Origin of the sequence: Krasilnikoviella flava, from assembly GCF_900167525.1 — a bacterium.
Taxonomy (GTDB): Bacteria; Actinomycetota; Actinomycetes; order Actinomycetales; family Cellulomonadaceae; genus Isoptericola; species Isoptericola flavus.
Map to the genome: position 1 here is coordinate 39,120 of NZ_FUZQ01000006.1, position 21,451 is coordinate 60,570.

Genomic DNA, 21,451 nt, shown 5'->3' on the forward strand with positions numbered 1-21,451 from the left:
CCGACAGGAGCCCACACCGCCGTGCCCCCTCTCGCCTCCACCGTCTGGTCGCCCCCGCTCCCGCCCGTCGCGCGCGGCGGCCTCGCCCTGCCGCGCGTGGGCATCGCGGGGATCTCGATCGAGTCCTCCACGTTCTCGCCCCACGTGAGCGGCTGGGAGGCCTTCACCCTCCGCCGAGGCGCCGACCTGCGCGCCCGCTACCCCTTCCTCGCCGCGGGCACGGAGCGCGGCGCCGCCGCCGACTGGCTCCCGTTCCTGCACGGCCGGTCCCTGCCCGGAGGCGCGGTCGACCCCGAGGTCTACCGGTCGATGCGCGACGAGATCGTCGAGCTCATCCGCGCCGAGGTGTCGGCCCGAGGCCCGCTCGACGGGTTCTACCTCGACATCCACGGTGCGATGAGCGTCGTCGGTGCGACCGACGCCGAGGGCGACCTGGCGGCCGCGGTGCGCGAGGCGCTCGGCCCCGACACCCTCGTCTCGGCGTCCATGGACCTGCACGGCAACGTCTCGGCCGAGCTGTCCCGCGCCGTCGACCTCCTCACCTGCTACCGCATGGCGCCCCACGAGGACGAGGCGAACACCCGCGAGCGGGCCGTGCACCACCTGCTCGAGCGGCTGCGCGGCCCGCACGGCGCCGACCCGGCCGGCCGGCGACCGTGGCAGGCGTGGGTGCAGGTGCCCGTGCTGCTGCCCGGCGAGAAGACGAGCACGCGCCTGGAGCCGGCGAAGAGCCTCTACGACCGGCTGCCCGCCGTCGAGGCGAAGGACGGCGTCCTCGACGCCGCGGTCTGGATCGGCTACGCGTGGGCCGACGAGCCCCGCTGCCAGGCCGCCGTCGTCGTCACGGGCGACGACCCCGACCTCGCCGCCGCCGAGGCCCGCGCGCTCGCGGAGGCGTTCTGGGCCGCGCGGGACGGCTTCGAGTTCGTCGCGCCCACGGGCACCTTCGGCGAGTGCCTGGACCTCGCGCTGGCGCGGCCGCACGACGCGCCACGCCCGTTCGTCGTCTCCGACTCCGGCGACAACCCCACGGCGGGCGGCGCCGGCGACGTCTCCTGGTCGCTCGGCGCCCTGCTCGACGACGCCCGTTTCGCCGCCGACGACGGGCCCACGGTGATCCATGCGTCCGTGTTCGACCCCGCGGCGGTGGAAGCCGCGGTGCGCGCGGGCGTCGGGGGCCGGGTCGACGTCGAGGTCGGCGGGCACGTCGACGGCCGGGCCCGCGGCCCCGTGCAGATCGACGGCGAGGTCTTCTCGATCACGCCGGGGGACGCCGACGCCGGCACCGTGGTCGTGGTGCGACGCGGCGGCGTGCATGCGATCGTCACCGAGCGGCGCAAGCCGTACCACCACCTGCACGACTTCACGCGGCTGGGCCTGGACCCGCACGGCGCGGACGTCGTCGTCGTGAAGATCGGCTACCTCGAGCCCGAGCTCTACGACCTGGCGGCCGACTGGCGCCTCGCGCTCACCCCCGGGGGCGTGGACCAGGACCTGCTGCGCCTGGGCCACCACCGGATCGAACGCCCGATGTACCCGTTCGACCCGGACATGCCCGACCCCGACCTGCGTCCCGTGCTACGCCGGCGCGGCGAGCCCGAGCGCCGCGGCTGACCGCGGCAGCACCCGCGACCACGACGACCCCACCACCGAGGAGCCGACCGTGCTGAACTTCGAGGAGCGCACCGGGCCCGACCTGGGTGCCGACGCCCCCGCCTACCCCGACGCCGTCGTGCCCGACTGGTACCGCGACGCCAAGCTGGGCTTCTTCGTCCACTGGGGCGTCTACTCGGTGCCCGCGTGGGGCACCCCGCACGCCGAGGGGTCCGTGCCCGACGAGGACGCGTACGCCCACCACCAGTACGCCGAGTGGTACGCCAACACCGTGCGCATCGACGGCAGCCCCACGCGCCGCCGGCACGAGGAGCGGTACGGCGTGGGCACGTCGTACGAGGACCTGGCCGACCTCTGGGACGTCACGGGGTTCGACGCCGACGCGCTCGTGGGCGACCTCGTCGCTGCCGGCGGGCGCTACGTCGTGCCGACCACCAAGCACCACGACGGCTTCTGCCTCTGGGACACGACGACCACACCCTTCAACGCCGCACGTCGCGGCCCGGGCCGCGACCTGATCGCGGAGATCGCCCGCGCGACCCGGGATGCCGGGGCCCGCCTCGGCCTGTACTACTCCGGCGCGCTCGACTGGCACACCAGCGAGTACCCCCCGATCGAGTCGTCGACGGACCTGTTCCGGCTGCGTCGCGACGACGACGTCTTCGCCCGGTACGCCGCGGCGCAGCTGCGCGAGCTCGTGGACCGCTTCTCCCCCGACGTGCTGTGGAACGACATCGACTGGCCCGACGCCGGCAAGACGACCGCGCCGCACGGGCTGGCCGCGCTGCTGCGTGAGTACCTCGAGGCCGTGCCCGACGGCGTCGTCAACGACCGGTGGGGCGTGCCCTTCCACGGCTTCTGGACGCGCGAGTACTCCCACGTGCCCGAGACCCTGGCGCACCCGTGGGAGGCGACGCGGGGGCTGGGGTGGTCGTTCGGCTACAACGAGGCCGAGGGGCCGGAGCACACCATCGGCGAGCGCGAGCTGATCCACCTGCTCGTCGACGTCGTGAGCAAGAACGGCAACCTGCTGCTCAACGTCGGGCCGCGCGCGGACGGGTCGATCCCCGGCCTGCAGCGCGACCGCCTCGCGGCGCTCGGCCGCTGGCTCGGCGCGCACGGCGACGCGATCTACGGCACCCGGCCGTGGGTGCGCAGCGGCGACGTCCCGTCCGACCCCGTGACCGGCCGCCCCGACCCACGACGCAGCCCGGTCGCGTACACGAGCCGCGGCGACGAGGTGTTCGTGCACGTCCTGGAGCCCGGCAGCGGGCTGGTCGCACTGGCGCCCGAGCTCGCGGGCGCCGCCGACGTCACCTGGCTCGACGACGGAGCGTCGGCCGGGCGCGCGGGCGCGGACGGCGACGCCGCCAGGGACGTCGTCGTGCCAGCGCTGCGCCACGACGCGCACGTCGCGGTGCTGCGCGTGCGTCGCTGACCGGGACCCGGACCCGCGATGTCCGTGGGGGCGGCGGGGCCTGGGGTCAGCCGCGCAGCAGGTAGGCGCCGGGGTCGGCGAGGACGTGCTGCACGACGAGGCGACCGGCGCCGATGACGCCCGCCTCGGGGCCGGTCGTGGCGCGCGTGATGACGAGGTTCTTGGTCACGAGCGGGTGGCAGCCTTCGTAGAGCTGGGAGCGCACGCTGGCCACGAACGGCTCCAGCGTGGACAGGGCGCCCCCGAGGAACACCGCGTCGGGGTTCACGAAGTTCACGACGGTGCACAGCACCTCGCCGAGGTGCCGGCCTGCCTCGCGCACGAGGGTCGTCGCCTCGGGCTCGGCGTCGCCCGCGCGGCGCACGACGTCGGCCGTCGTGCTGACGTCCACCCCGCGGTCGCGCAGCTGCCGCACGATCGCGGCACCGGAGGCGATCGTCTCGAGGCAGCCGAGCTTGCCGCAGGAGCAAGGGATCTCCCCGGCGGCACTCACGCGGGAGTGCGTGATGTCGCCGGCCGCCCCGGTCGCCCCGCGGTGCAGGCGGCCCGAGGCGATGAGGCCGCTGCCGATCCCGGAGCCGGCCTTCACGGTCACGGAGTGCTGGACCCGGCGAGGGTAGGAGAAGTGCTCGCCCAGCGCCATGAGGTTGACGTCGTTGTCGACGAGCACCGGCACCCCGGCGCGCTCGGCCAGCCACTCCCGCACGGGGAAGCCGTTCCAGCCGGGCATGCGCGCCGGGGACTCGACGCGGCCGGTCTCGACGTCGACGGGGCCGGGCAGGCCCACCGCGAGCCCCCGGAGCGCGGATGCCGGCGCGAACGGCGTGGCCAGGTCGGCACCCTCGGCGAGGACGGCGGCGAGCGCGGTCTCCGGCCCGGCGGCGATCTCGACGGGGACCTCCCGGACCGCCTCGAGCCGGCCGGTGAGGCTCATGACCGCGATGCGGGCGTGCGTGCCCCCCAGGTCGGCGGCGAGCACGTGGCCGCCCTCGGGGCGCAGCCGCAGCAGCCGCGGGCGACGCCCGCCCCGGGACTCGCCCGCGCCGCCCTCGTCGAGCACGCCGGCGTCGATGAGCTCGGTGACGCGGGCGGAGACCGTGGACGGGGCCACGCCCAGCTCGCGCGCGAGGTCGGCCCGCGACGTCGCGACGCCGGCGGAGACCAGCGCGACGATCTGCGACGTCACGGGCGCGTCGGCGGCTGCCTGGGCGGGAGCGGGGTCGACGACCATCGAGGTTCCTTCGCGATCGAACAAAGTTGACACGCCCCATCGTGGCTCACGAGCGGCGTCAGGACCAGCCGGTCACACGATCGGCTCGAACCTTGGACGAGTTTACCGAACTAAGTTCGCAAACTTTGATTCGTGTGATGTGATGGGCCCACGTTCGACCGAACGAAGGCGGCAGCCCTCGGTCGGACACCCCCGGGGCCTCGGACGGCACCGCTCGGATCTCGACGAGGAGAAGACGCCCATGACGACACCGCGGACGCCCGACGACGACGGTCGGCACCCCGCGGCGTCGCCTCCCTAGCCCCACCTCGCTCCAGGGCGCGCGGCACCGACGCCCCGCCCCGCACAGCACCCACCAGAGAGGAACTCCCATGCGCATGCGCACCCCCCTCCTCGCCGGCACCGCGGTCCTCGCGACCCTCGGCCTCGCGGCGTGCGGCTCCGGCTCCGGCTCGGGCGGCTCCGACGACGGCACGATCGTCTGGGACATGTGGTCCGGCAGCCAGTCCGACACGGACGCGCTCAACGAGACGCTCGCGATCGTCAAGAAGGAGAACCCGGACGTCGACGTCCGCCTCCAGACGGCCCCGTGGAACGACTACTTCACGAAGCTCACGACCAACCTGTCGTCGGGCAACCTGGCCTGCATCACGTCGATGAACGGCCAGCGCCTGTCCACCTACGCCGACGCGTTCGAGCCCCTCACGGACGCCGACCTCGAGGCCGCCGGCCTCAGCAAGGACGACTTCGCCCCCGGCGCGCTCGACATCATGACGTACGACGGGAAGCTCCTCGGGGTGCCCTACGACGTCGCGACGATGCTCGTCTACTACAACAAGGACCTCATCGACGCGGCCGGCGCCCCGGAGCCGGCGACCGGCTGGTCGTTCGACGACTTCGAGGCGACAGCGAAGGGCGCCACGACGGACGCCAACGCCGGCTTCGCCGTCGGGCTGGGCGAGTTCCAGTGGATGGCCCTGCCGATCGCGCAGTCCGGCAAGCAGCCGGTGAGCGAGGACGGGGCGCTCGCCCTCACCGACCCCGCGTTCGTCGACGCCTCGGAGTGGTACGCCGGCCTCGTCACCGACCAGAAGGTCGCGCTGCCCGCGGCGTCCGCCTCCGACACCGGCTGGGGCGAGAACCAGTACTCGGGCGGCAACGCCGCGATGGCCGTGGACGGCACCTGGAACGCCGCGACCTACCTGGCCAACGACGCCGGGTTCGAGGCCGGCATGGTCGAGCTGCCCACCGGCGAGAACGGCTCCACGAGCCTCGTCCTCGGCTCCGGGTACGGCATCGCGAAGGGCTGCGAGGACAAGGAGGCCGCGCTGCAGGTGCTCGGCTCGCTCGTCGGGAAGGACGCCCAGGACGCGATGGCGACCTCCGGCCGCAGCTACCCCGCGCGCGCCGAGTCGCAGCCGCTGTACTTCGAGTCGCTCGACGCGTCGGTCCGCGACGACGTCAAGGCCGCGTTCGACGCCGCGTTCGCCGACGTCGAGGGCCAGCGCTCCACCCAGAACTGGGACCAGGTCAACACCGCCCTGCAGCCCAACCTCGTGAGCGTCTACAACGGCCAGGCAGAGATGGCGGACGTCCTCGGCCAGACCCAGCAGCAGTTCGGCCAGTGAGCCGCACGAGAGGGGCCTCCTACCGATGACCACGACCAGCACGGCCGGGACGCGGCGCTCCAGCCGCTCCCGGCTGAGCCGGGTCGAGTCCCGCCAGGCGCTGGGCTTCATGAGCCCGGCCCTGGTGGGCCTCGCCCTGTTCACCATCGTCCCCGTCGGGCTCTCGATCGTGATGAGCCTGTTCCACTGGCCCGCGTTCGGCGAGCGCAGCTTCGCCGGGCTCGGCAACTACGTCGCCCTGTTCACCCAGAACCCCGACTTCTGGCCGGCGCTGCGCAACTCCGCCGTCTTCGCCCTGCTGTACGTGCCGCTCAACCTCGTGGTGGCGCTGTCGCTCGCGCTCGCCCTCGGGCCGCGCATCCGCGGCCGGGCGGCGTTCCGGGTGCTGTTCTTCATCCCCGTCGTCACGCCGATCGTCGCGAACGCGCTCGTCTGGAAGATGCTGCTGCAGCCGCAGGGCCTGTTCAACGGCATCTCCGTGTCCGTGTTCGGCGTCGAGCTGCCCAACTTCCTCGCCGACCAGAACTGGGCGATGGTCATGGTCGTCGTCATGTCGGTGTGGCAGGGCATGGGCTACAACATGCTCATCTTCTCGGCCGCGCTCGAGCAGCTACCGGCCCCCGTCGTCGAGGCGGCGCGGATCGACGGCGCCCAGGGGTGGCGCATGCTGCGCAGCGTCGTGCTGCCGATGCTGTCGCCGTCGATCTTCTTCGCCACGGTGATGACCGTCATCACGGCGCTCCAGGTCTTCGCCCAGCCCCAGCTGCTCACCGGCGGCGGGCCCGGCAACTCGACCCTCCCCCTGGTGCAGTTCATCTACAACCAGGGATTCAAGTTCCAGGACCTCGGGCTCGCCGCGGCCGCGGCCTGGGTCCTGTTCGTGCTCATCATCGGGCTGACCGCGTTCCAGTTCCGGGCGCAGAAGAGGTGGGTGCACTATGAGCACTGACCGCACCGAGGTCCTCACGGCGCCGCCCCTCGCGGCGGCCGCCGACCCCGTCCCCGACGCCGGGCCCCGCCCGCGCCGCGACGGCTCCGGCACCGGCCGGGTCCGCCTCGTCCTCGCGCACGTCGGCATCGTCCTGGCCGCAGCCCTCTTCGCGCTGCCGCTGGTGTACGCCTTCTTCTCCGCGCTCAAGCCGAACAACGAGATGTTCTCGATGCCGCCGACGCTCGTGGGCTCGGAGGTGCGGTGGAGCAACTTCGCCGACGTCTTCGCCTACGGACCGTTCGCCACGTACATCGGCAACTCGTTCTTCGTCGCCGTGGCCGGCACGCTCGTGGTGCTCGCCGTCTCGACGACCGCCGGCTACGCCTTCGGACGCCTGCGGTGGAAGGGGCGAGACGTCGTCTTCGTCCTCTTCCTCGTGACGCTCATGGTGCCCCAGGAGGTCCTGGTGGTGCCGATGTTCATCGTCATGCAGTGGTTCGGCTGGGTGGACTCGTACCAGTCGCTGATCTTCCCGTTCGCCTTCACGGCCTTCGGTACGTTCCTCATGCGCCAGTTCTTCCGGGGCATCCCGTTCGAGCTGGACGAGGCCGCCCGGGTCGACGGCGCGGGACCGTTCCGCACGTTCTGGCAGATCATCCTGCCGCTGGCCACGTCGGCCGTCGCCGTGCTCGCCGTCTTCACCTTCATGGCGTTCTGGAACAGCTACCTGTGGCCGCTCATCACCGTGGTCGACTACCAGTCGCACGGCACGCTGCCCATCGGCCTGGCGACGTTCTCCGGCCAGAACGGTACCCGGTGGGACCTCCAGATGGCGGCAGCGATCATCTCGATGGTCCCGACGACGATCATCGTCATCGCCCTCCAGAAGCACCTGGTCAAGGGCATCGCCACCGCCGGCCTCGGGGGTCGCTGAGTGGGCGGGCAGCACGGCACGCCGGACGGTGGCGGGCGAGACGTCGTCGCCGGCCTGGACATCGGTGGCACGGGCACGTCCGTCGTCCTGCTCGACGGCGAGCGCGTCGTCGCCCGCGAGCACGCCCCCACCCCCGCACGGGAGGGCGGTGGGGCCATGGCCGCCACGGCGGCGGGCCTCGTGCGGTCCGCGCTGGGCGCGACGCCCGGCGCGCGGCTGGTAGGCGCAGGAGTCGGCGCGGCGGGGGTGGTCGACGCCGCCACCGGCACCGTCGTGGCCGCGTCGGACTCGTTCCGGGACTGGGCCGGGTTCCCGCTCGCCGCGGAGCTGGGTGCGGACCTCGGAGTACCGGTGCAGGTCGAGAACGACGTGAACGCCTTCGCCCTCGGCGAGGCCCGCCTGGGGGCCGCCCGCGGCCTGGACGACGTCCTGGCGATCATGCTCGGCACCGGCGTCGGCGGCGCGTTCGTGCTCCGCGGCGAGCTGTACCGCGGTCCGAGCGGTGCTGCCGGCGAGATCGGCCACGTGACCGGGTTCGGCGACCTGGCGTGCACCTGCGGCGGCCACGGTCATCTCGAGACCCTCGCGTCCGGGCGGGCGGTCGCCCGCGCGTACGAGCGGGCCGCGGGCGTCGCCGTCCTCGGCGCGCGCCAGGTCGCCGACCACGCCCGGGCCGGCGACCCGCACGCCCGACGTGTGCTCGACGCCGCCGCAGACGCCGTCGGCCGGGCGGCGGTGCTCGTCGCCACGCTGCTGGACGTCACGGACGTCGTGGTGGGCGGCGGGGTGGCCGGCGCCTGGGACCTCCTGGGTCCCGGGGTGGACGAGAGCGTGCTCCGCGAGCCCCCGGTCTCCGGCGCCGCCGTCCGTGTCCGGCCCTCGGCGCTGGGCCGCGACGCCGTCGCGCTGGGTGCCGCCTCGCTCGCGCCGGCGGCCGCCCCCGTCGCTGGTTGAGCCTGTCGAAGCCGCTGGTCGAGCCTGTCGAGACCCGGTTTCGACCAGCTCGACCAACGGGCGTCTCGACAGGCTCGACCAGCGGGAACGGACCTCAGCGCGCCAGCCAGCCCCCGTCGACGGGGATGACGGCGCCGTGCACGTAGTCCGACGCGGGCGAGGCGAGGTACAGCACCGCGCCGGCGATGTCCTCCGGCGTGGCCCAACGGCCCGCGGGGATCCGGGCGAGGATCTCGGCGTTGCGCCCCTCGTCCGCCCGCAGGGCCCCGGTGTTCGCGGTGGCCACGTAGCCCGGCGCGACGGCGTTGACGTTGACGCCGCGGCCGGCCCACTCGTTGGCGAGGGCCTTCGTCAGGCCCGCGAGCGCCGACTTCGACGCCGTGTAGCCCGGCACGTTGACGCCGCCCTGGAAGCTCAGCATCGACGCGGTGCCGATGACCTTGCCGCCCCCGCGGGCCAGCATGGCGCGACCGACCTCGCGGGAGAGCGTCCACGCCGCGCGCAGGTTCACCTCGAGCACGTGGTCGAAGTCGGCGTCCGGGTGCTCGGCCGCCGGGGCGCGGCGGATGGTGCCGCCGTTGTTGACCAGCACGTCCACCTCGCGCTCCACCAGCGTCGCGGCGAGCGCGGCGACGGCGTCCCGGTCGGACAGGTCGGCGGCGACCGGGGTGAACCGGCGTCCGGCGGCCTCGACGGCCCGGCGGGCGTCCGAGTCGCCGTCCGGCATCGTCGTGCTCACGCCGATCACGTCGGCGCCGGCCCGGGCGAGGAGCGCCGCGATCGCGAGGCCGATGCCCTTGCTGGCGCCGGTCACGGCCGCGGTGCGCCCCTCGAGGCTGAACATCCGGGCGACGGCGGGGTCGAGACCCGGGCCGGTAGCCGCGGGGCGGTCGGTGGTGCTGGTGCTCACGTGTGTCGTCCTTCGTCTGGCCCGGGGGTGGGCGGGCGCACGGCCCTACCGGTCGCCCCCGAGCGCGTGGGTGATGTCGGCGGCCGTCTTGTGCAGGTCGCCGGCCATCGCGGCGAGCTGCTCCTCCGTGTGCTCGAGGGCGAGCGAGGAGATCGACAGGCCGTAGTTGGAGTGCCCGGAGTGGTCGCGGACGGCGGTACCGATGCAGACCACGCCGGGCACGTTCTCCTCGCGGTCGAAGGCGTACCCGTCGCGGCGGATGTCGTCGAGCTCCGCGCGCAGGTCGTCCAGCGTCGCGAGGCTGCGCGCGGTGCGCCGCGGCAGGCCGGCCCGGTTGACGAAGCGCTCGACGGCGTCGTCGTCGAGCCGCGCCAGGATGGACTTGCCGATCGCGGAGGTGTGCAGCGGGATCGACGCGCCGACGCGCGAGGGCATCCGGTACGGCTTGTCCGAGTCCGTGCGGACGAGGTAGATGATCTCGTCGCCGCTGCGCACGCCCACGTGCACCGTGCACTGCACGCGGCGCACGAGGTCGTCCACGTACGGCTGGACGATCGTCGAGACGTCCACCCGGTCGTACGCCGCTCCGGCCAGGGACAGGATCTTCGGGCCGGGCACGTGCGTCCCGCCGTCGGCGACACGGATGAAGTCGCGGTCGACGAGCGTGGCGAGGATGCGGTGCACCGTCGCCTTGGGCAGGTCCACCGCCGCCACGATCTCGCTGAAGCGCCCGTGCGTCATCGCCGCCTCGAGCACCATCAGCGTCTTCTCGCTGGCCGTCGTCGCCTCGCTCATCGACCGTTCCTCCTCGTCCCTGCGCGTCCGCGCGTCGTCAGCGCATCCTGGTCAGCGCATCGTGGCGACGTCGAAGCCGTCCATGTCGTCGAACGCCTGGTTCTCGCCGGCCATCGCCCACACGAAGGAGTATGCGGCGGTGCCGACCCCCGAGTGCACCGACCAGCTCGGCGAGATGATCGCCTCCCGGTCCGCGACGACCATGTGCCGCGTCTCGGTGGGCTCCCCCAGCAGGTGCACGACCCGCGCCTCGGTCGGCAGGTCGAAGTACAGGTAGCACTCCGTGCGCCGGTCGTGGGTGTGCGCCGGCATGGTGTTCCACATGCTGCCGGGGTGCAGCGTCGTGACACCCATGACCACCTGGCAGGACCGCACGCCGTTCTCGTGGATGTACTGGTTCAGCGTGCGCCGGTTGGACGTGACCTGGTCGCCCAGCTCGCGCACGGTGCCCTGACCGGGCTCCACGAGCGTGGTCGGGTAGGCGGTGTGCGCCGGCGCCGAGAACAGGTAGAACCGGGCCGGCCCGGCCTCCCCTGCTGCGGAGCCGGACACGTCGTCGGACGCGAGCACGACGTCGGCCGCCCCCCGCCCCACGTACAGGCACGCGCCGTGCGCGAGCCGGTGCGCGGTGCCGTCCACCGTGACCGTGCCCGGGCCACCGACGTTGACGATGCCGGCCTCGCGGTGGTCGAAGAACCGCTCCGAGCGGATCTCCGGATAGCCCGGCAGGGTCAGCGGCGCGGACACCGGGCTGATGCCGCCCAGCACCACGCGGTCGTGGTGGGTGTAGACGGTGCGGATCTCGTCGTCGACGAACAGGTCGGGCACGAGATAGCGGTCGCGCAGGTCCTGGGTGGTCATGCCCGGGACCTGGTCCGGGGCGGTGGCGTAACGCTGTTCCATGAAAACCTCCGAGTCGGTGGTGGACGGTGGCCGAGGTGCGGCCCGGTCAGGTGAGCCCGAGGAGTCCGGGCAGCCAGAGCGACAGCGCGGGCGTCATGGCCACTATGAGCAGCAGGAGCACCAGGCCGACGAAGAACGGCACGAGGCGGCGCATGACGCTCTCGATGGACATGCCGGACACCCGGGCCCCCACGAACAGGACGGGCCCGACGGGCGGGGTGATCGTGCCGATGGACAGCGCGAGCACCATGAAGATCCCGAAGTGCACGGGGTCCATGCCGAAGGCCGTGACCACGGGCAGGAAGATCGGCGCGAAGATCAGCACGGCCGGCGTCGGGTCCATGAAGCACCCGATGATCAGCAGCATGACCACGATGAGCACGATGAGCACGTACGGGTTCGTGCTGACGGTCAGCAGGGCCTCGGTGACGAGCTGCGGGATCTGGGCGAACGACAGCACCCACGACATCACCCCGGACACGCCGACGAGGAACATGACGATCGCCGTCGTCCGGCCGGACTCGAGCAGGATCTCGCCCAGGTCGCGCACCTTGATCGAGCGGTACACGAACGACAGGGCCAACGAGTACAGGACGGCGATGCACGACGCCTCGGTGGGCGTGAAGACGCCCGCCAGGATGCCGCCGATGACGATGACGATCAGCAGGAGCGCGGGCACGGCCTGCCCGGCGACCCGGAGCCTCGCCGGCCCGGACAGCTTCTCGGTCACGCGCAGCTCGGGCCGCTTGCGTGCGTACAGGTGCACGATGACCATGCAGACCACGGCCCACAGGATGCCCGGCACGTACCCGGCGACGAACAGCGCCGCGACGGACGTGCTCGACACGAGCGAGTACACGATCATCAGGTTGCTCGGCGGGATGATCATGCCGGACGGCGCGGACGCGATGTTGGTCGCGGCGGCGAAGTCCTTGGGGTAGCCCTCCTTGGCCTGCAGGGGACCCATGGTCGAACCGACGGCGGCGACCGCCGCCACGGCAGAGCCGGACACCGAGCCGAACATCGCGTTGGCCGCGACGTTGGTCTGGGCGAGCGACCCGGGGGCGCGGCCCACCAGCATCTTGGCGAAGTTGACGAGCCGCAGCGCGATCCCGCCGTTGTTCATGATCACGCCGGCGAGCACGAAGAACGGGATCGCCAGCAGGGAGAAGTTGTTGACACCGCGGAACATCTGCTGCGCGGACGTGAGGAGCCCGTTCTCGAAGCCGAGCACGGTGATCGCGGCGAGCGCCGACGACGTGCCGACGGCCACCGAGATCGGGATCCCCAGTGCGAGGAGGGCGACGATCCCGACGATCAGGACCAGCCCGGCGATTGCTGCCACCTCCATGTGAGCCCCCTCAGACTGCGTCCGGCTCGCCGTCGGTCGTGGCGTCCTCGACGCCACGCACGACGGCCACCAGGTGGTAGACGGTGTAGAAGAGCACGAGCACGCCCGAGATCGGGAGCACCAGGTAGAGCCAGCCGACCATCAGGGGGAGGCTGGGGACGTCCTGCGACCAGGTGAGCAGGGCGAGCTGCCAGCCCCCGTAGACGAGCACCAGCGCCGCGAAGGCGAAAGTCACGACCTGGCCGAGCACGGCGGCCGCACGCTGCAGGTGCTCGGGCGCCCGGCGCACCAGGAAGTCGACGGCGATGTGGCCGCGCTCCCCGAACACGAGGGCGGTGCCGAAGAAGCTCAACCACACGAACAGGTACTTGGCGAGCTCCTCCGACCACACGCTGGGGGCCGACAGCACCTGCCGGGTGAAGACCTGCCACGCCACGACCAGCACGAGCGCCGCCAGGAGCAGCACGCACAGCCAGCGCAGCACGACGTCGAGGCCGTTCTTGACGCGCGTCACCGGTCGCCCTCCGTCCGGCCCGCCATCTGCTCGGCCACCGCGCGGGTGCGGTCGTAGAGCTGGCGGGACGCGGGCGTCGTGAGCTTCTCGTCGAGCAACGGCGCGACGGCCTCCCGGAACGGCTCGACGTCCGGCGAGCTGAACTCGGCGCCGGCCTCCTCGGCGGCCTGCTGGCTGGAGACCATGACCTCGGTCGTGAGCCGGCTGGACTCGTCGTACGCCGCCTCGAGCTCCTCCAGGAACACGCCGCGGTCGGCCTCGGACATCGCGTCGAAGGTGGCCGGGTTGGTGATGAGGTAGTCCGGGATCATGAGGTGGTTCGTGTACGAGTAGTACGGGGCGACCTCGTCGTGCTTGAGGTTGCGGTAGATCGACTCGTTGTTCTCGCCGCCGTCGATGACGCCCGACTGGATGGCCGTGTACACCTCGCCCTGGCCCATGGGCGTGCCGACGCCGCCCATGAGGTCCATCATCCGGCTGTTGGTGTCGGTCTCCATGACGCGGATCTTGAGGCCGGCGAGGTCCGCGGGCGTCTCGATCGGGTGCGCCGAGGTGTACACGCTGCGCACCCCGGCCGAGAACCCGCCGAGCACGCGGATGTTCTGCTCCTCGAGCGAGGAGTACAGGTCGCCGGTGATCGCGGGGTCGTTGAGCACCGCCTCCTGGTGCGCCTGGGAGTCGTAGACGTACGGCATGTTCAGGGCCACGAAGTCCGCGTTGATGTTCTCCAGGAGCGACCCGGCGACGAGGGCGAGGTCGACCGCGCCGGACTGCACCAGCTCCACGGTGTCCTTCTGCGCCCCGAGCGTCTCGTTGGGATACACCTCCACCGAGTAGCGACCGTCGGTCCGCTCCGCGAGCCGCTCCCCCAGGCGGGTGAGCGCCACGGCCTCCGGCTGGTCGGCGTTCTGGTTGAAGGCCACCTTGAAGACCCGCTCCGCCTCGGGCGCTCCCGCACCCTCGGTCGCCCCGGCCCCTGCCGCGGCGGTCGTGAACCCTGCGCCGCAGGCGGTCAACACGACCGCCACGAGCGCTGCCGACCCTGCTGCGGCCAGCTGTCTGAGCCTCATCGCCCCTCCTTCTGCTCCTCGTCGAGCGGGACATCCTTCGATGCCCTCGGTCTATCCATGGTCCGTCACACGGAACTCAGTTCTGTCATACGGAACCAGTTGCCGCTGTCGCCTGTCAAGCTCCGGCCCGTCGGGAGCGGGGCCGGGCCCACCGCGGGCACGATGTCCTCATGAGCATCCGCACCCCCCCTCGACGTCCTGTTCATCGGCGGCTCCGGCGTCATCAGCGCCGCGAGCGTCACCCGAGCCGTGGGCCTCGGTCACCGGGTCACGGTCCTCAACCGCGGCACGTCGACCACGCGGCCGCTGCCGCCGGAGGTGGAGACGCTCGTGGCGGACGTGACCGACGACGCCGCGGTCGACGCCGCCCTCGCGGGCCGGGACTTCGACGTGGTCGCGCAGTTCCGCGCGTTCCGCCCGGACCATGTGGCGCACGACGTCGAGCGCTTCACCGGCCGCGTCGGTCAGTACGTCTTCGTCTCCTCCGCCTCGGCCTACCAGACGCCGCCCGCTCGGCTGCCCGTCACCGAGTCCACGCCGCTGCGCAACCCGTTCTGGCAGTACTCCCGGGACAAGATCGCGGGCGAGGACGTGCTGGTCCGCGCCTGGCGGGACCGCGGGTTCCCCGCGACGATCGTGCGCCCGTCGCACACCTATGACCGCACGCTGCTGCCCACCATGGGCGGCTGGACCGACGTCGCACGGCTGCGCGCCGGGAAGCCCGTCGTCGTGCACGGCGACGGCACCTCGCTGTGGACGCTGACCCACACGGACGACTTCGCGGTCGGGTTCGTGGGCCTGCTCGGCCACCCTGCCGCCGTGGGCGACACCTTCCAGATCATGGGCACGCACGCCCCGTCGTGGGACCAGGTCTACCGCTGGCTCGCCGCGGCCGCGGGCGTGGACGAGCCCGAGCTCGTCCACGTCGCCTCCGAGACGATCGCCCGCGTGCTCCCCGACGTGGGGCCGGGCCTGCTCGGCGACAAGGCGCACACGATGCTGTTCGACTGCGCCAAGGTGCGCGCCCTGGTCCCCGAGCTCGGCACCACCGTCACCTACGACCAGGCCGCCGTCGAGCAGGTCGCCTGGTTCGACGCGCACCCCGAGGCGCAGCGGGTGGACGACGCCCTCGACGCCGCGTTCGACCGCCTGGTCGAGCACGCGCGGGCCGTCTGAGCCCCGGTCGTCCCGGCAGGCGGCGGGGCCCGCCCACGTACCCTGCCGGGGTGACCCGCTCCCCCGCCCCGCTCGTCCTGCTCGACCTCGACGGCACGCTCACCGACTCCGCGCCCGGCATCGTCGCGGGCATCCGCCACGCGTACGGCGCGCTCGGACTGCCCGTGCCCGACGACGCCACGCTGCGCTCGTTCGTCGGCCCGCCCATCACCGCGTCGTTCCCCGCGCACGGCGTCCCGGCCGACCGGGTCGACGAGGCCGTCCGCGCCTACCGCGAGGTGTTCGCGGCGGGCGGCATGTACGACAACCGGGTGTTCGACGGCATCCCCGAGGTGCTGCGCGCCCTGCGGGCCGCCGGCTGCACGCTCGCCGTCGCGACCTCCAAGCCGGAGGTCTACGCGAAGCCCATCTGCGACCGGTTCGGGCTGACGGAGCTCGTCGACGACGTCTTCGGCGCCCCGCTCGACGGGGGCACCTCGACCAAGGCCGACGTCATCGCCAAGGCCCTCGCCGCCCTCGGCCGCACCTCCCCCGTGGTCCCGGCCGACGGCCCCGCGATCATGGTCGGCGACCGCGAGCACGACGTGCACGGCGCGGCCGAGCACGGCATCCGCTGCGTCGGGGTCACGTGGGGGTACGCCGCGCCCGGCGAGCTCGCGGACGCCGGCGCCGTCGCGCTCGTGGACGACGTCGCCGGCCTCACCGACGCCGTCCTCTCCCGCCTCGCCTGAGAGGCGGGCCGCGAGTCAGTCGCGGAGCAGGGGCAGCAGCTGCTCGCCCTGGCGGCGGATCTCGTCCAGGTACGGGGTGTCCGAGAGCACGAAGTGCGTGACGCCGAGGTCCTGGTAGCGGCGCAGCGACTTCGCGACGTCGGACGGCGAGCCCACCAGCCACGTGGTCCCGGCCCCGCCGCCCCCGGCACGCGCCGGGGCGGTGTACAGGTTCTCGTCGAGCACGTCGCCGCGCGCGGCGAGGTCGAGCAGTCGCTGCTGCCCCACGGCGACGGGCCGGTCCGCGGCCCGGTGGTCGGCGTCCCGGCGCCAGCCCTGCCGCCCCGACGACTCCGCGAGCTGCGCCACCTTCGCCTCGGCGTCGCGCCAGGCCTCGTCGGTCGTGTCGCGGACGAAGGTCGTGACGCGCAGCCCGAACTGCAGCGGCGCGAGCCCCCGGCCGACCCGCTCGCTCAGCGCGCGCAGCCGCTCGATCCGCTCGGCGACGCCGTCCAGCGGCTCGCCCCAGAAGAGCTGCACGTCCGCCTCGGCCGCCGCCACCTCCTCCGCCTCCGGCGACGCGCCGCCGAAGTAGAGCGTCGGGTGCGGGCGCGCGTCCCGGGCGACGGGCCGCAGCGGCAGCGTGGCGCCGGCGGCCCGGTAGTGCTCGCCGTCGAACGTCACGTCGTCCTGCGTCCACAGCCGGCGCACCAGCTGCAGGAACTCGCGCGTGCGGGCGTACCTCGCCGCCCGGTCGGTGACGTCGTCGCCGTACTGCGCGACGCCGTCCTGCCCCGACACGATGTTGATCCGCACCCGGCCGCCCGTGAGGTGATCGAGGGTGGCGGCCGCCGACGCGAGGTGCGCGGGCTGCCAGTAGCCGGGCCGGATCGCGATCAGCGGGTTGAACGTCGTGGTGCGCGCGGCGAGAGCCGCCGCCACGGTGAACGTGTCGGGGCGGCCCCAGCCGGTGCCGAGCAGCGCGCCGTCCCAGCCGTGCTCCTCGAGGGCGAGCGCCTGCTCGGCGAGGGAGTCGAGGCTGTTGTGGTCCGCCGTCACGGAGTCGCCACGGTGCCCCGGCCGCGCCTGGTTGGGGATGTACCAGAGGACGTCGGCGCTCATGCCCCCACCCCCGCGAGCTCGGCCGTGGTCCGGGCCCCCGCCGTCGACGACGGGTACCGGCTCGCGGGCCGCTCGAGCCCGTAGTGCTCGCGCAGCGTGGTGCCCTCGTAGGCGGTGCGGAACAGCCCGCGCTCCTGCAGGATCGGCACGACGTGCCCCGTGAACTCCTCCAGTCCGCGCGGTAGCACGGCCGGCATGACGTTGAAGCCGTCGGCGGCCTCTGCGTCGTACCACTCCTGCAGGGCGTCGGCGATCTGCTCGGGCGTGCCGGCCAGGGTGCGGTGCCCGCGCCCGCCGCCGAGGCGGCCGATGAGCTCGCGGACGGTCAACCGCTCGCGCCGCGCCAGCTCCACGATCAGCGTGTACCGGCTCTTGGCACCCTCGATCTCGTCCTCGTCGGGCAGGTCGGCGGGCAGCTGCCGGTCCAGCGGCAGGTCCTCGGGGTCGACGCGCAGGGTCGCGGCGAGCTGCCGGCGCGCGTACTCGGGCACGATGAGCTCGTCGAGCTCACGCTCGGCCGCGAGCGCCTCCGCCTCCGTGGACCCGAGGACGGGCACGATGCCGGGCAGGATCTTGACGCCCTGGGGGTCGCGCCCCGCTGCGACGGTCCGCGTCTTGAGGTCGGCGTAGAAGGCCCGGGCGTCGCCCAGGGTCTGGTGCGCCGTGAAGACGGCCTCGGCGTACCGCGCCGCGAGCGTCCTGCCGTCCTCGGACGACCCGGCCTGCACGATGAGCGGCCGCGCCTGGGGGCTGCGCGGGGTGGTGAGCGCGCCCGCGACGGAGAAGTGCTCGCCGACGTGCGCGGCCGGGTGGATCTTTCTCGCGTCCGCCCAGACGCCCTGCTCCTTGTCGCCGAGCACGGCGTCGTCGTCCCACGAGTCCCACAGCTTGTACGCGACGTCGAGGAACTCGGCCGCGCGCTGGTAGCGCACGGCGTGCGCGGGCTGGTCGTCGAGGCCGAAGTTGCGCGCGACGTCCGGGCCGGCCGTCGTCACGACGTTCCACCCGGCGCGCCCGCCCGAGACGATGTCGATGGAGGCGAACCGTCGCGCCAGGTTGTACGGCGAGTTGTAGGTGGTGGACGCCGTCGCGATGAGGCCGATCCGCTCGGTCGCGGCGGCGAGCGCGGTGAGCACGATCAGCGGGTCGAGCGACCCGGCGGGGCGGCGCCCGACGTCGCTGCGCAGGCCGGGGCCGTCGGCGAAGAAGACGGAGTCCAGCAGGCCGTCCTCCGCCGTGCGGGCGAGCCGCTGCAGATAGGCGAGGTCCGTGGACGTGTGGTCCGGCGAGCTCTCCGGCAGCCGCCACGACGCCTCGTGGTGGCCGGTGCTCATGAGGAACGCGTTGAGGTGGAAGCGGCCGGGCCGGTGCCCGGTGGCGGCGTCGCGGGTCATGCGGTCACGTCCTTCCGGTCGACGCCGAGGGCGTCGAGCAGCTCGGTGCGGATGGCGGCGAAGCGGGGGTCGGCGGCGTCGCGCGCGCCGCCCAGGTCGATGCGGCGCTCGACCGCGATGCGGCCGCGGTCGAGGACGACGACGCGGTCGGCGAGCACGATCGCCTCGTCGACGTCGTGGGTCACGAGCAGCACGGCCGGCCGGTGCCGGGCGTACAGGTCGCGCAGCAGCGTGTGCATGCGGATGCGGGTGAGGGCGTCCAGGGCCCCGAACGGCTCGTCCGCCAGCAGCAGCTGCGGCGAGCGCACCAGCGACCGGGCCAGGGAGACCCGCTGCTGCTCGCCGCCGGACAGCTCGTTCGGCCACGCAAGTTCCCGACCGGCGAGACCGACCTCGGCCAGGGCGGCCCGGCCGGCGTCGCGCGCAGCACGCCGCGCGCCGCCGAGACCGAGGACGACGTTGTCCAGCACCCGCGCCCACGGCAGCAGCCGCGAGTCCTGGAACACGACGGACACCTGGTCGGGCACGCGCACCTCACCGGTGCCCGCGACGCCGTGGTCGAGGCCCGCGAGCGCCCGCAGCAGCGTCGACTTGCCGGAGCCGCTCCGGCCCAGGATCGCGACGAACTCCCCCGCGCCGAGCTCCAGGTCGAGGTCGTCCAGCACCCGGTCCTCGCCGTACGCGCGCACGAGGCCGCGGACGGCGACGGCGGGGGCGTCGGCGGGAACCTCGACGACGGCGGTCAGTCCTCCAGCGTGCGTCGCCATGCGAGCGCCCTCCTCTGCAGCAGGCGGACGGCGGCGTCGGCACTGAAGCCGAGGACGCCGTAGACGACGAGGCCGACGATGATGACCTCGGTCTGGCCGTAGGTGCGGGCGAGCTCCATCATGTAGCCGATGCCCGCGGTGGCGTTGACCTGCTCGACGACGACCAGCGACAGCAGGGACCCGGTGACGGCGAACCGCAGGCCGAGCAGGAAGCCGGGCAGCGCGCCGGGCAGCACGACGCGGCGCACGAATTGCGGCCGGCTCAGCCGCACGGTCTCGGCCAGCTCCACGTACCGGGAGTCGATCGAGCGCAGCCCGTTGTGCGTGTGCAGGTAGATCGGGATGAAGACGCCGAGCGCGATGGTGATGACCTTCATCGGCTCGCCGATGCCGAACCACAGGATGAGCAGGGGCAGCAGCGCGAGGTTCGGGATGGCGCGCTTGACCTGGATCGGGCCGTCGAGCAGCGCGTCGCCGACCCGGCTCAGCCCGGAGGCGAGCGCCAGCACGACGCCCGCCGCGACGCCCCAGGCCAGGCCCAGGGCCGCGCGGGTCAGCGAGACCCCCAGGTTCTCCTGCAGGTCGCCCTGGGCGATCAGGTCGCCGGCCGTCGTGACCACCGTCCACGGCGCGCTGAGCACCCGCTGGTCGATGAGCCCCGAGGCGGAGCCGGCCACCCACACGCCGACCAGGACGGCGACGCCGACCAGCCCGGCCGCGGGGACCGGGCGGCCGAGCCCGAGCCGTCGTCCGGCGGGGCGGTCGTCGGGCCGGGGGCCGGGGCGGACGCCGGGCGGCCCGCCCGGGCGGCCCGGTGCCGGCTCCGTCGAGGTCCGGGCGCGGGGCACCGTGCCCGCCCGCGTCGCGGTGCCGAGCGCGGTCACCGGCCCTCCTCCGCGGCGCGCTGCGCCTCGACGCCCGCCGTCTGCGCCGCGACGAACCGCTGGTCGAACAGGTCGGCCGCGTCGAGCGGGTCCTCGCCGAGCTCCGTCGAGAGCAGGTCGATCGTGTCCTGCGTGCGCGCGATGCCCTCGGTGAGGTCGGCGGGGATGTCCGGCACCGCGGCGTGGTCGATGAGGTACTGGGCGTCCTCGTCGGTCAGCCCCTCGTGCTCGACGTAGTACCCCTGCTTCCACTCCTCGGGGTGCTCCGCGACCCACACCTTCGCCTTCGCCCACACCTCGACGTACTCGTGCAGGGCGGCGGCCTTGGCCGGGTCCTCGAGCACGGCCTTCGGCGCGTAGAGGTGTCCGGCGTCGTCCCGCAGACCGTGCCTGACCGACTGCGCGCCGTCCGCCTCGTACTTCGTGAGGTAGCGGAACAGCTGGGTGCCGCCGAGCGGCGCGACGTCCACCTCCCCCGCGGCCAGCGCCGTGGAGTACACGTCGCCGGTGCTGGGCAGCTCGACGAGCTCGACGTCGTCCTGGGTCAGCCCTGCCGCGCCCAACGCCTTGAGCACCAGCGCGCCCTGCGCCTGGCCGGGGCTGAACGCGATGCGCTTGCCGGCCAGGTCGTCGAGGGAACCCAGCGTCAGGCCGGGCCGCCCGGCCAGCTCGTAGACCGGGGCGTCCTGCCAGTTCTCGCGGTACTGGGTGGCGACGATCGACACCGGCACGCCCGTCCACGTGGCGTGGATGGGCGGGATCTCCGCGACCGCGCCGACGTCGAGCGACTCGGCGCGGAACGCCTCGATGGTCTGCGGCCCGCCCGACAGGTTGGCCCACTCCAGGTCGAACGAGAGGTCGTGCTCGATCTCGTCGCCGGCCAGCTCGAGCGCGACCTCGGTGGTCGGGTCGCCGACGACGAGCGTGGTGCCGTCGGGCACCGTGGACGGCAGGGGGTCGGAGGCGGCGAGCGTGCCGCCGGCGCCGTCGGCGGCGGCGTCGGCGGCGCAGCCGGCGGTGCCCAGCAGCGCGACGACGCCGACGGCGGCGGCCACGGCGTGCCGGGCGGTCGGGCCGGCGAGCGCGGGACGGGTGAGGGTGGTTCGGGGCATGACGGGTCCTCTC

At 73.5% G+C, this 21,451-nt stretch carries 20 protein-coding genes; 8 read left to right on the top strand and 12 right to left on the bottom strand.

Features of this window, described 5'->3' with window-relative positions; all coding sequences use genetic code 11:
* The first annotated feature begins 87 nt into the window (after window positions 1-87).
* Window positions 88-1,614, top strand: coding sequence for a M81 family metallopeptidase (locus tag B5Y66_RS16295; protein ID WP_322788704.1), 1,527 nt, complete (start codon window positions 88-90; stop codon window positions 1,612-1,614).
* A gap of 49 nt (window positions 1,615-1,663) precedes the next feature.
* Window positions 1,664-3,052 (top strand): alpha-L-fucosidase, encoded by a 1,389-nt coding sequence (locus B5Y66_RS16300; RefSeq protein ID WP_079575579.1) that lies wholly within the window; start codon window positions 1,664-1,666, stop codon window positions 3,050-3,052.
* Window positions 3,053-3,098: 46 nt separating this feature from the next.
* Here B5Y66_RS16300 and B5Y66_RS16305 read toward each other — a convergent pair whose 3' ends face one another.
* Window positions 3,099-4,283 (bottom strand): ROK family transcriptional regulator, encoded by a 1,185-nt coding sequence (locus B5Y66_RS16305; protein WP_079575580.1) that lies wholly within the window; start codon window positions 4,281-4,283, stop codon window positions 3,099-3,101.
* Between the two features lie 377 nt (window positions 4,284-4,660).
* Between B5Y66_RS16305 and B5Y66_RS16310 the strand changes: the two genes are divergently transcribed.
* Genes B5Y66_RS16310 through B5Y66_RS16325 form a run of 4 tightly spaced genes read left to right on the top strand, consistent with a single transcriptional unit; the run spans window position 4,661 to window position 8,730 of the window.
* Window positions 4,661-5,911, top strand: a complete 1,251-nt coding sequence (locus B5Y66_RS16310) for an ABC transporter substrate-binding protein (RefSeq protein WP_139820939.1) — start codon at window positions 4,661-4,663, stop codon at window positions 5,909-5,911.
* 25 nt (window positions 5,912-5,936) lie between these two features.
* Window positions 5,937-6,860, top strand: coding sequence for a carbohydrate ABC transporter permease (locus B5Y66_RS16315; protein ID WP_079575582.1), 924 nt, complete (start codon window positions 5,937-5,939; stop codon window positions 6,858-6,860).
* Complete coding sequence (locus B5Y66_RS16320; RefSeq protein ID WP_079575583.1) at window positions 6,850-7,776, top strand: carbohydrate ABC transporter permease; 927 nt, start codon at window positions 6,850-6,852, stop codon at window positions 7,774-7,776. Before B5Y66_RS16315 ends, B5Y66_RS16320 begins: the two co-directional genes overlap by 11 nt.
* Window positions 7,777-8,730 carry an ROK family protein gene (locus tag B5Y66_RS16325; protein ID WP_079575584.1) on the top strand — a complete coding sequence of 318 codons (954 nt, stop codon included), beginning with the start codon at window positions 7,777-7,779 and terminating at the stop codon, window positions 8,728-8,730.
* A 94-nt stretch (window positions 8,731-8,824) separates the two neighbouring features.
* Here B5Y66_RS16325 and B5Y66_RS16330 read toward each other — a convergent pair whose 3' ends face one another.
* The 6 genes from B5Y66_RS16330 to B5Y66_RS16355 all read right to left on the bottom strand — a co-directional run bounded on the left by B5Y66_RS16330 (window position 8,825) and on the right by B5Y66_RS16355 (window position 14,273).
* Window positions 8,825-9,574, bottom strand: a complete 750-nt coding sequence (locus B5Y66_RS16330; RefSeq protein ID WP_079575987.1) for an SDR family oxidoreductase — start codon at window positions 9,572-9,574, stop codon at window positions 8,825-8,827.
* A 111-nt stretch (window positions 9,575-9,685) separates the two neighbouring features.
* Window positions 9,686-10,435 (bottom strand): IclR family transcriptional regulator, encoded by a 750-nt coding sequence (locus B5Y66_RS16335; protein ID WP_079575585.1) that lies wholly within the window; start codon window positions 10,433-10,435, stop codon window positions 9,686-9,688.
* Between the two features lie 51 nt (window positions 10,436-10,486).
* Window positions 10,487-11,338, bottom strand: coding sequence for a 5-dehydro-4-deoxy-D-glucuronate isomerase (kduI, locus tag B5Y66_RS16340; protein ID WP_079575586.1), 852 nt, complete (start codon window positions 11,336-11,338; stop codon window positions 10,487-10,489).
* Window positions 11,339-11,384: 46 nt separating this feature from the next.
* Window positions 11,385-12,689, bottom strand: a complete 1,305-nt coding sequence (locus B5Y66_RS16345) for a TRAP transporter large permease (protein WP_079575587.1) — start codon at window positions 12,687-12,689, stop codon at window positions 11,385-11,387.
* 10 nt (window positions 12,690-12,699) lie between these two features.
* The gene (locus B5Y66_RS16350; RefSeq protein ID WP_079575588.1) at window positions 12,700-13,203 is read right to left on the bottom strand and encodes a TRAP transporter small permease; all 504 of its coding nucleotides are present in this window, start codon (window positions 13,201-13,203) and stop codon (window positions 12,700-12,702) included.
* Complete coding sequence (locus B5Y66_RS16355; RefSeq protein WP_079575589.1) at window positions 13,200-14,273, bottom strand: TRAP transporter substrate-binding protein; 1,074 nt, start codon at window positions 14,271-14,273, stop codon at window positions 13,200-13,202. Before B5Y66_RS16355 ends, B5Y66_RS16350 begins: the two co-directional genes overlap by 4 nt.
* A 249-nt stretch (window positions 14,274-14,522) precedes the next feature.
* Between B5Y66_RS16355 and B5Y66_RS16360 the strand changes: the two genes are divergently transcribed.
* Both B5Y66_RS16360 and B5Y66_RS16365 read left to right on the top strand, forming a co-directional pair.
* Window positions 14,523-15,449 carry an NAD-dependent epimerase/dehydratase family protein gene (locus B5Y66_RS16360; protein ID WP_245807177.1) on the top strand — a complete coding sequence of 309 codons (927 nt, stop codon included), beginning with the start codon at window positions 14,523-14,525 and terminating at the stop codon, window positions 15,447-15,449.
* Window positions 15,450-15,499: 50 nt separating this feature from the next.
* The gene (locus tag B5Y66_RS16365; RefSeq protein WP_079575591.1) at window positions 15,500-16,180 is read left to right on the top strand and encodes an HAD hydrolase-like protein; all 681 of its coding nucleotides are present in this window, start codon (window positions 15,500-15,502) and stop codon (window positions 16,178-16,180) included.
* Window positions 16,181-16,195: 15 nt separating this feature from the next.
* Here B5Y66_RS16365 and B5Y66_RS16370 read toward each other — a convergent pair whose 3' ends face one another.
* The 5 genes from B5Y66_RS16370 to B5Y66_RS16390 are packed head-to-tail and all read right to left on the bottom strand — an operon-like array spanning window position 16,196 to window position 21,438.
* A complete protein-coding gene (locus B5Y66_RS16370; protein ID WP_079575592.1) occupies window positions 16,196-17,281 on the bottom strand; it encodes an LLM class flavin-dependent oxidoreductase in 1,086 nt (361 codons plus the stop codon).
* A complete protein-coding gene (locus B5Y66_RS16375; protein ID WP_079575593.1) occupies window positions 17,278-18,675 on the bottom strand; it encodes an LLM class flavin-dependent oxidoreductase in 1,398 nt (465 codons plus the stop codon). Before B5Y66_RS16375 ends, B5Y66_RS16370 begins: the two co-directional genes overlap by 4 nt.
* Window positions 18,672-19,442, bottom strand: coding sequence for an ABC transporter ATP-binding protein (locus tag B5Y66_RS16380; protein ID WP_079575594.1), 771 nt, complete (start codon window positions 19,440-19,442; stop codon window positions 18,672-18,674). Before B5Y66_RS16380 ends, B5Y66_RS16375 begins: the two co-directional genes overlap by 4 nt.
* The gene (locus B5Y66_RS16385; protein WP_079575595.1) at window positions 19,418-20,326 is read right to left on the bottom strand and encodes an ABC transporter permease; all 909 of its coding nucleotides are present in this window, start codon (window positions 20,324-20,326) and stop codon (window positions 19,418-19,420) included. The genes B5Y66_RS16380 and B5Y66_RS16385 overlap by 25 nt, the downstream gene beginning before the upstream one ends.
* Window positions 20,323-21,438 (bottom strand): ABC transporter substrate-binding protein, encoded by a 1,116-nt coding sequence (locus tag B5Y66_RS16390; RefSeq protein WP_079575596.1) that lies wholly within the window; start codon window positions 21,436-21,438, stop codon window positions 20,323-20,325. The genes B5Y66_RS16385 and B5Y66_RS16390 overlap by 4 nt, the downstream gene beginning before the upstream one ends.
* Window positions 21,439-21,451: the final 13 nt, after the last annotated feature.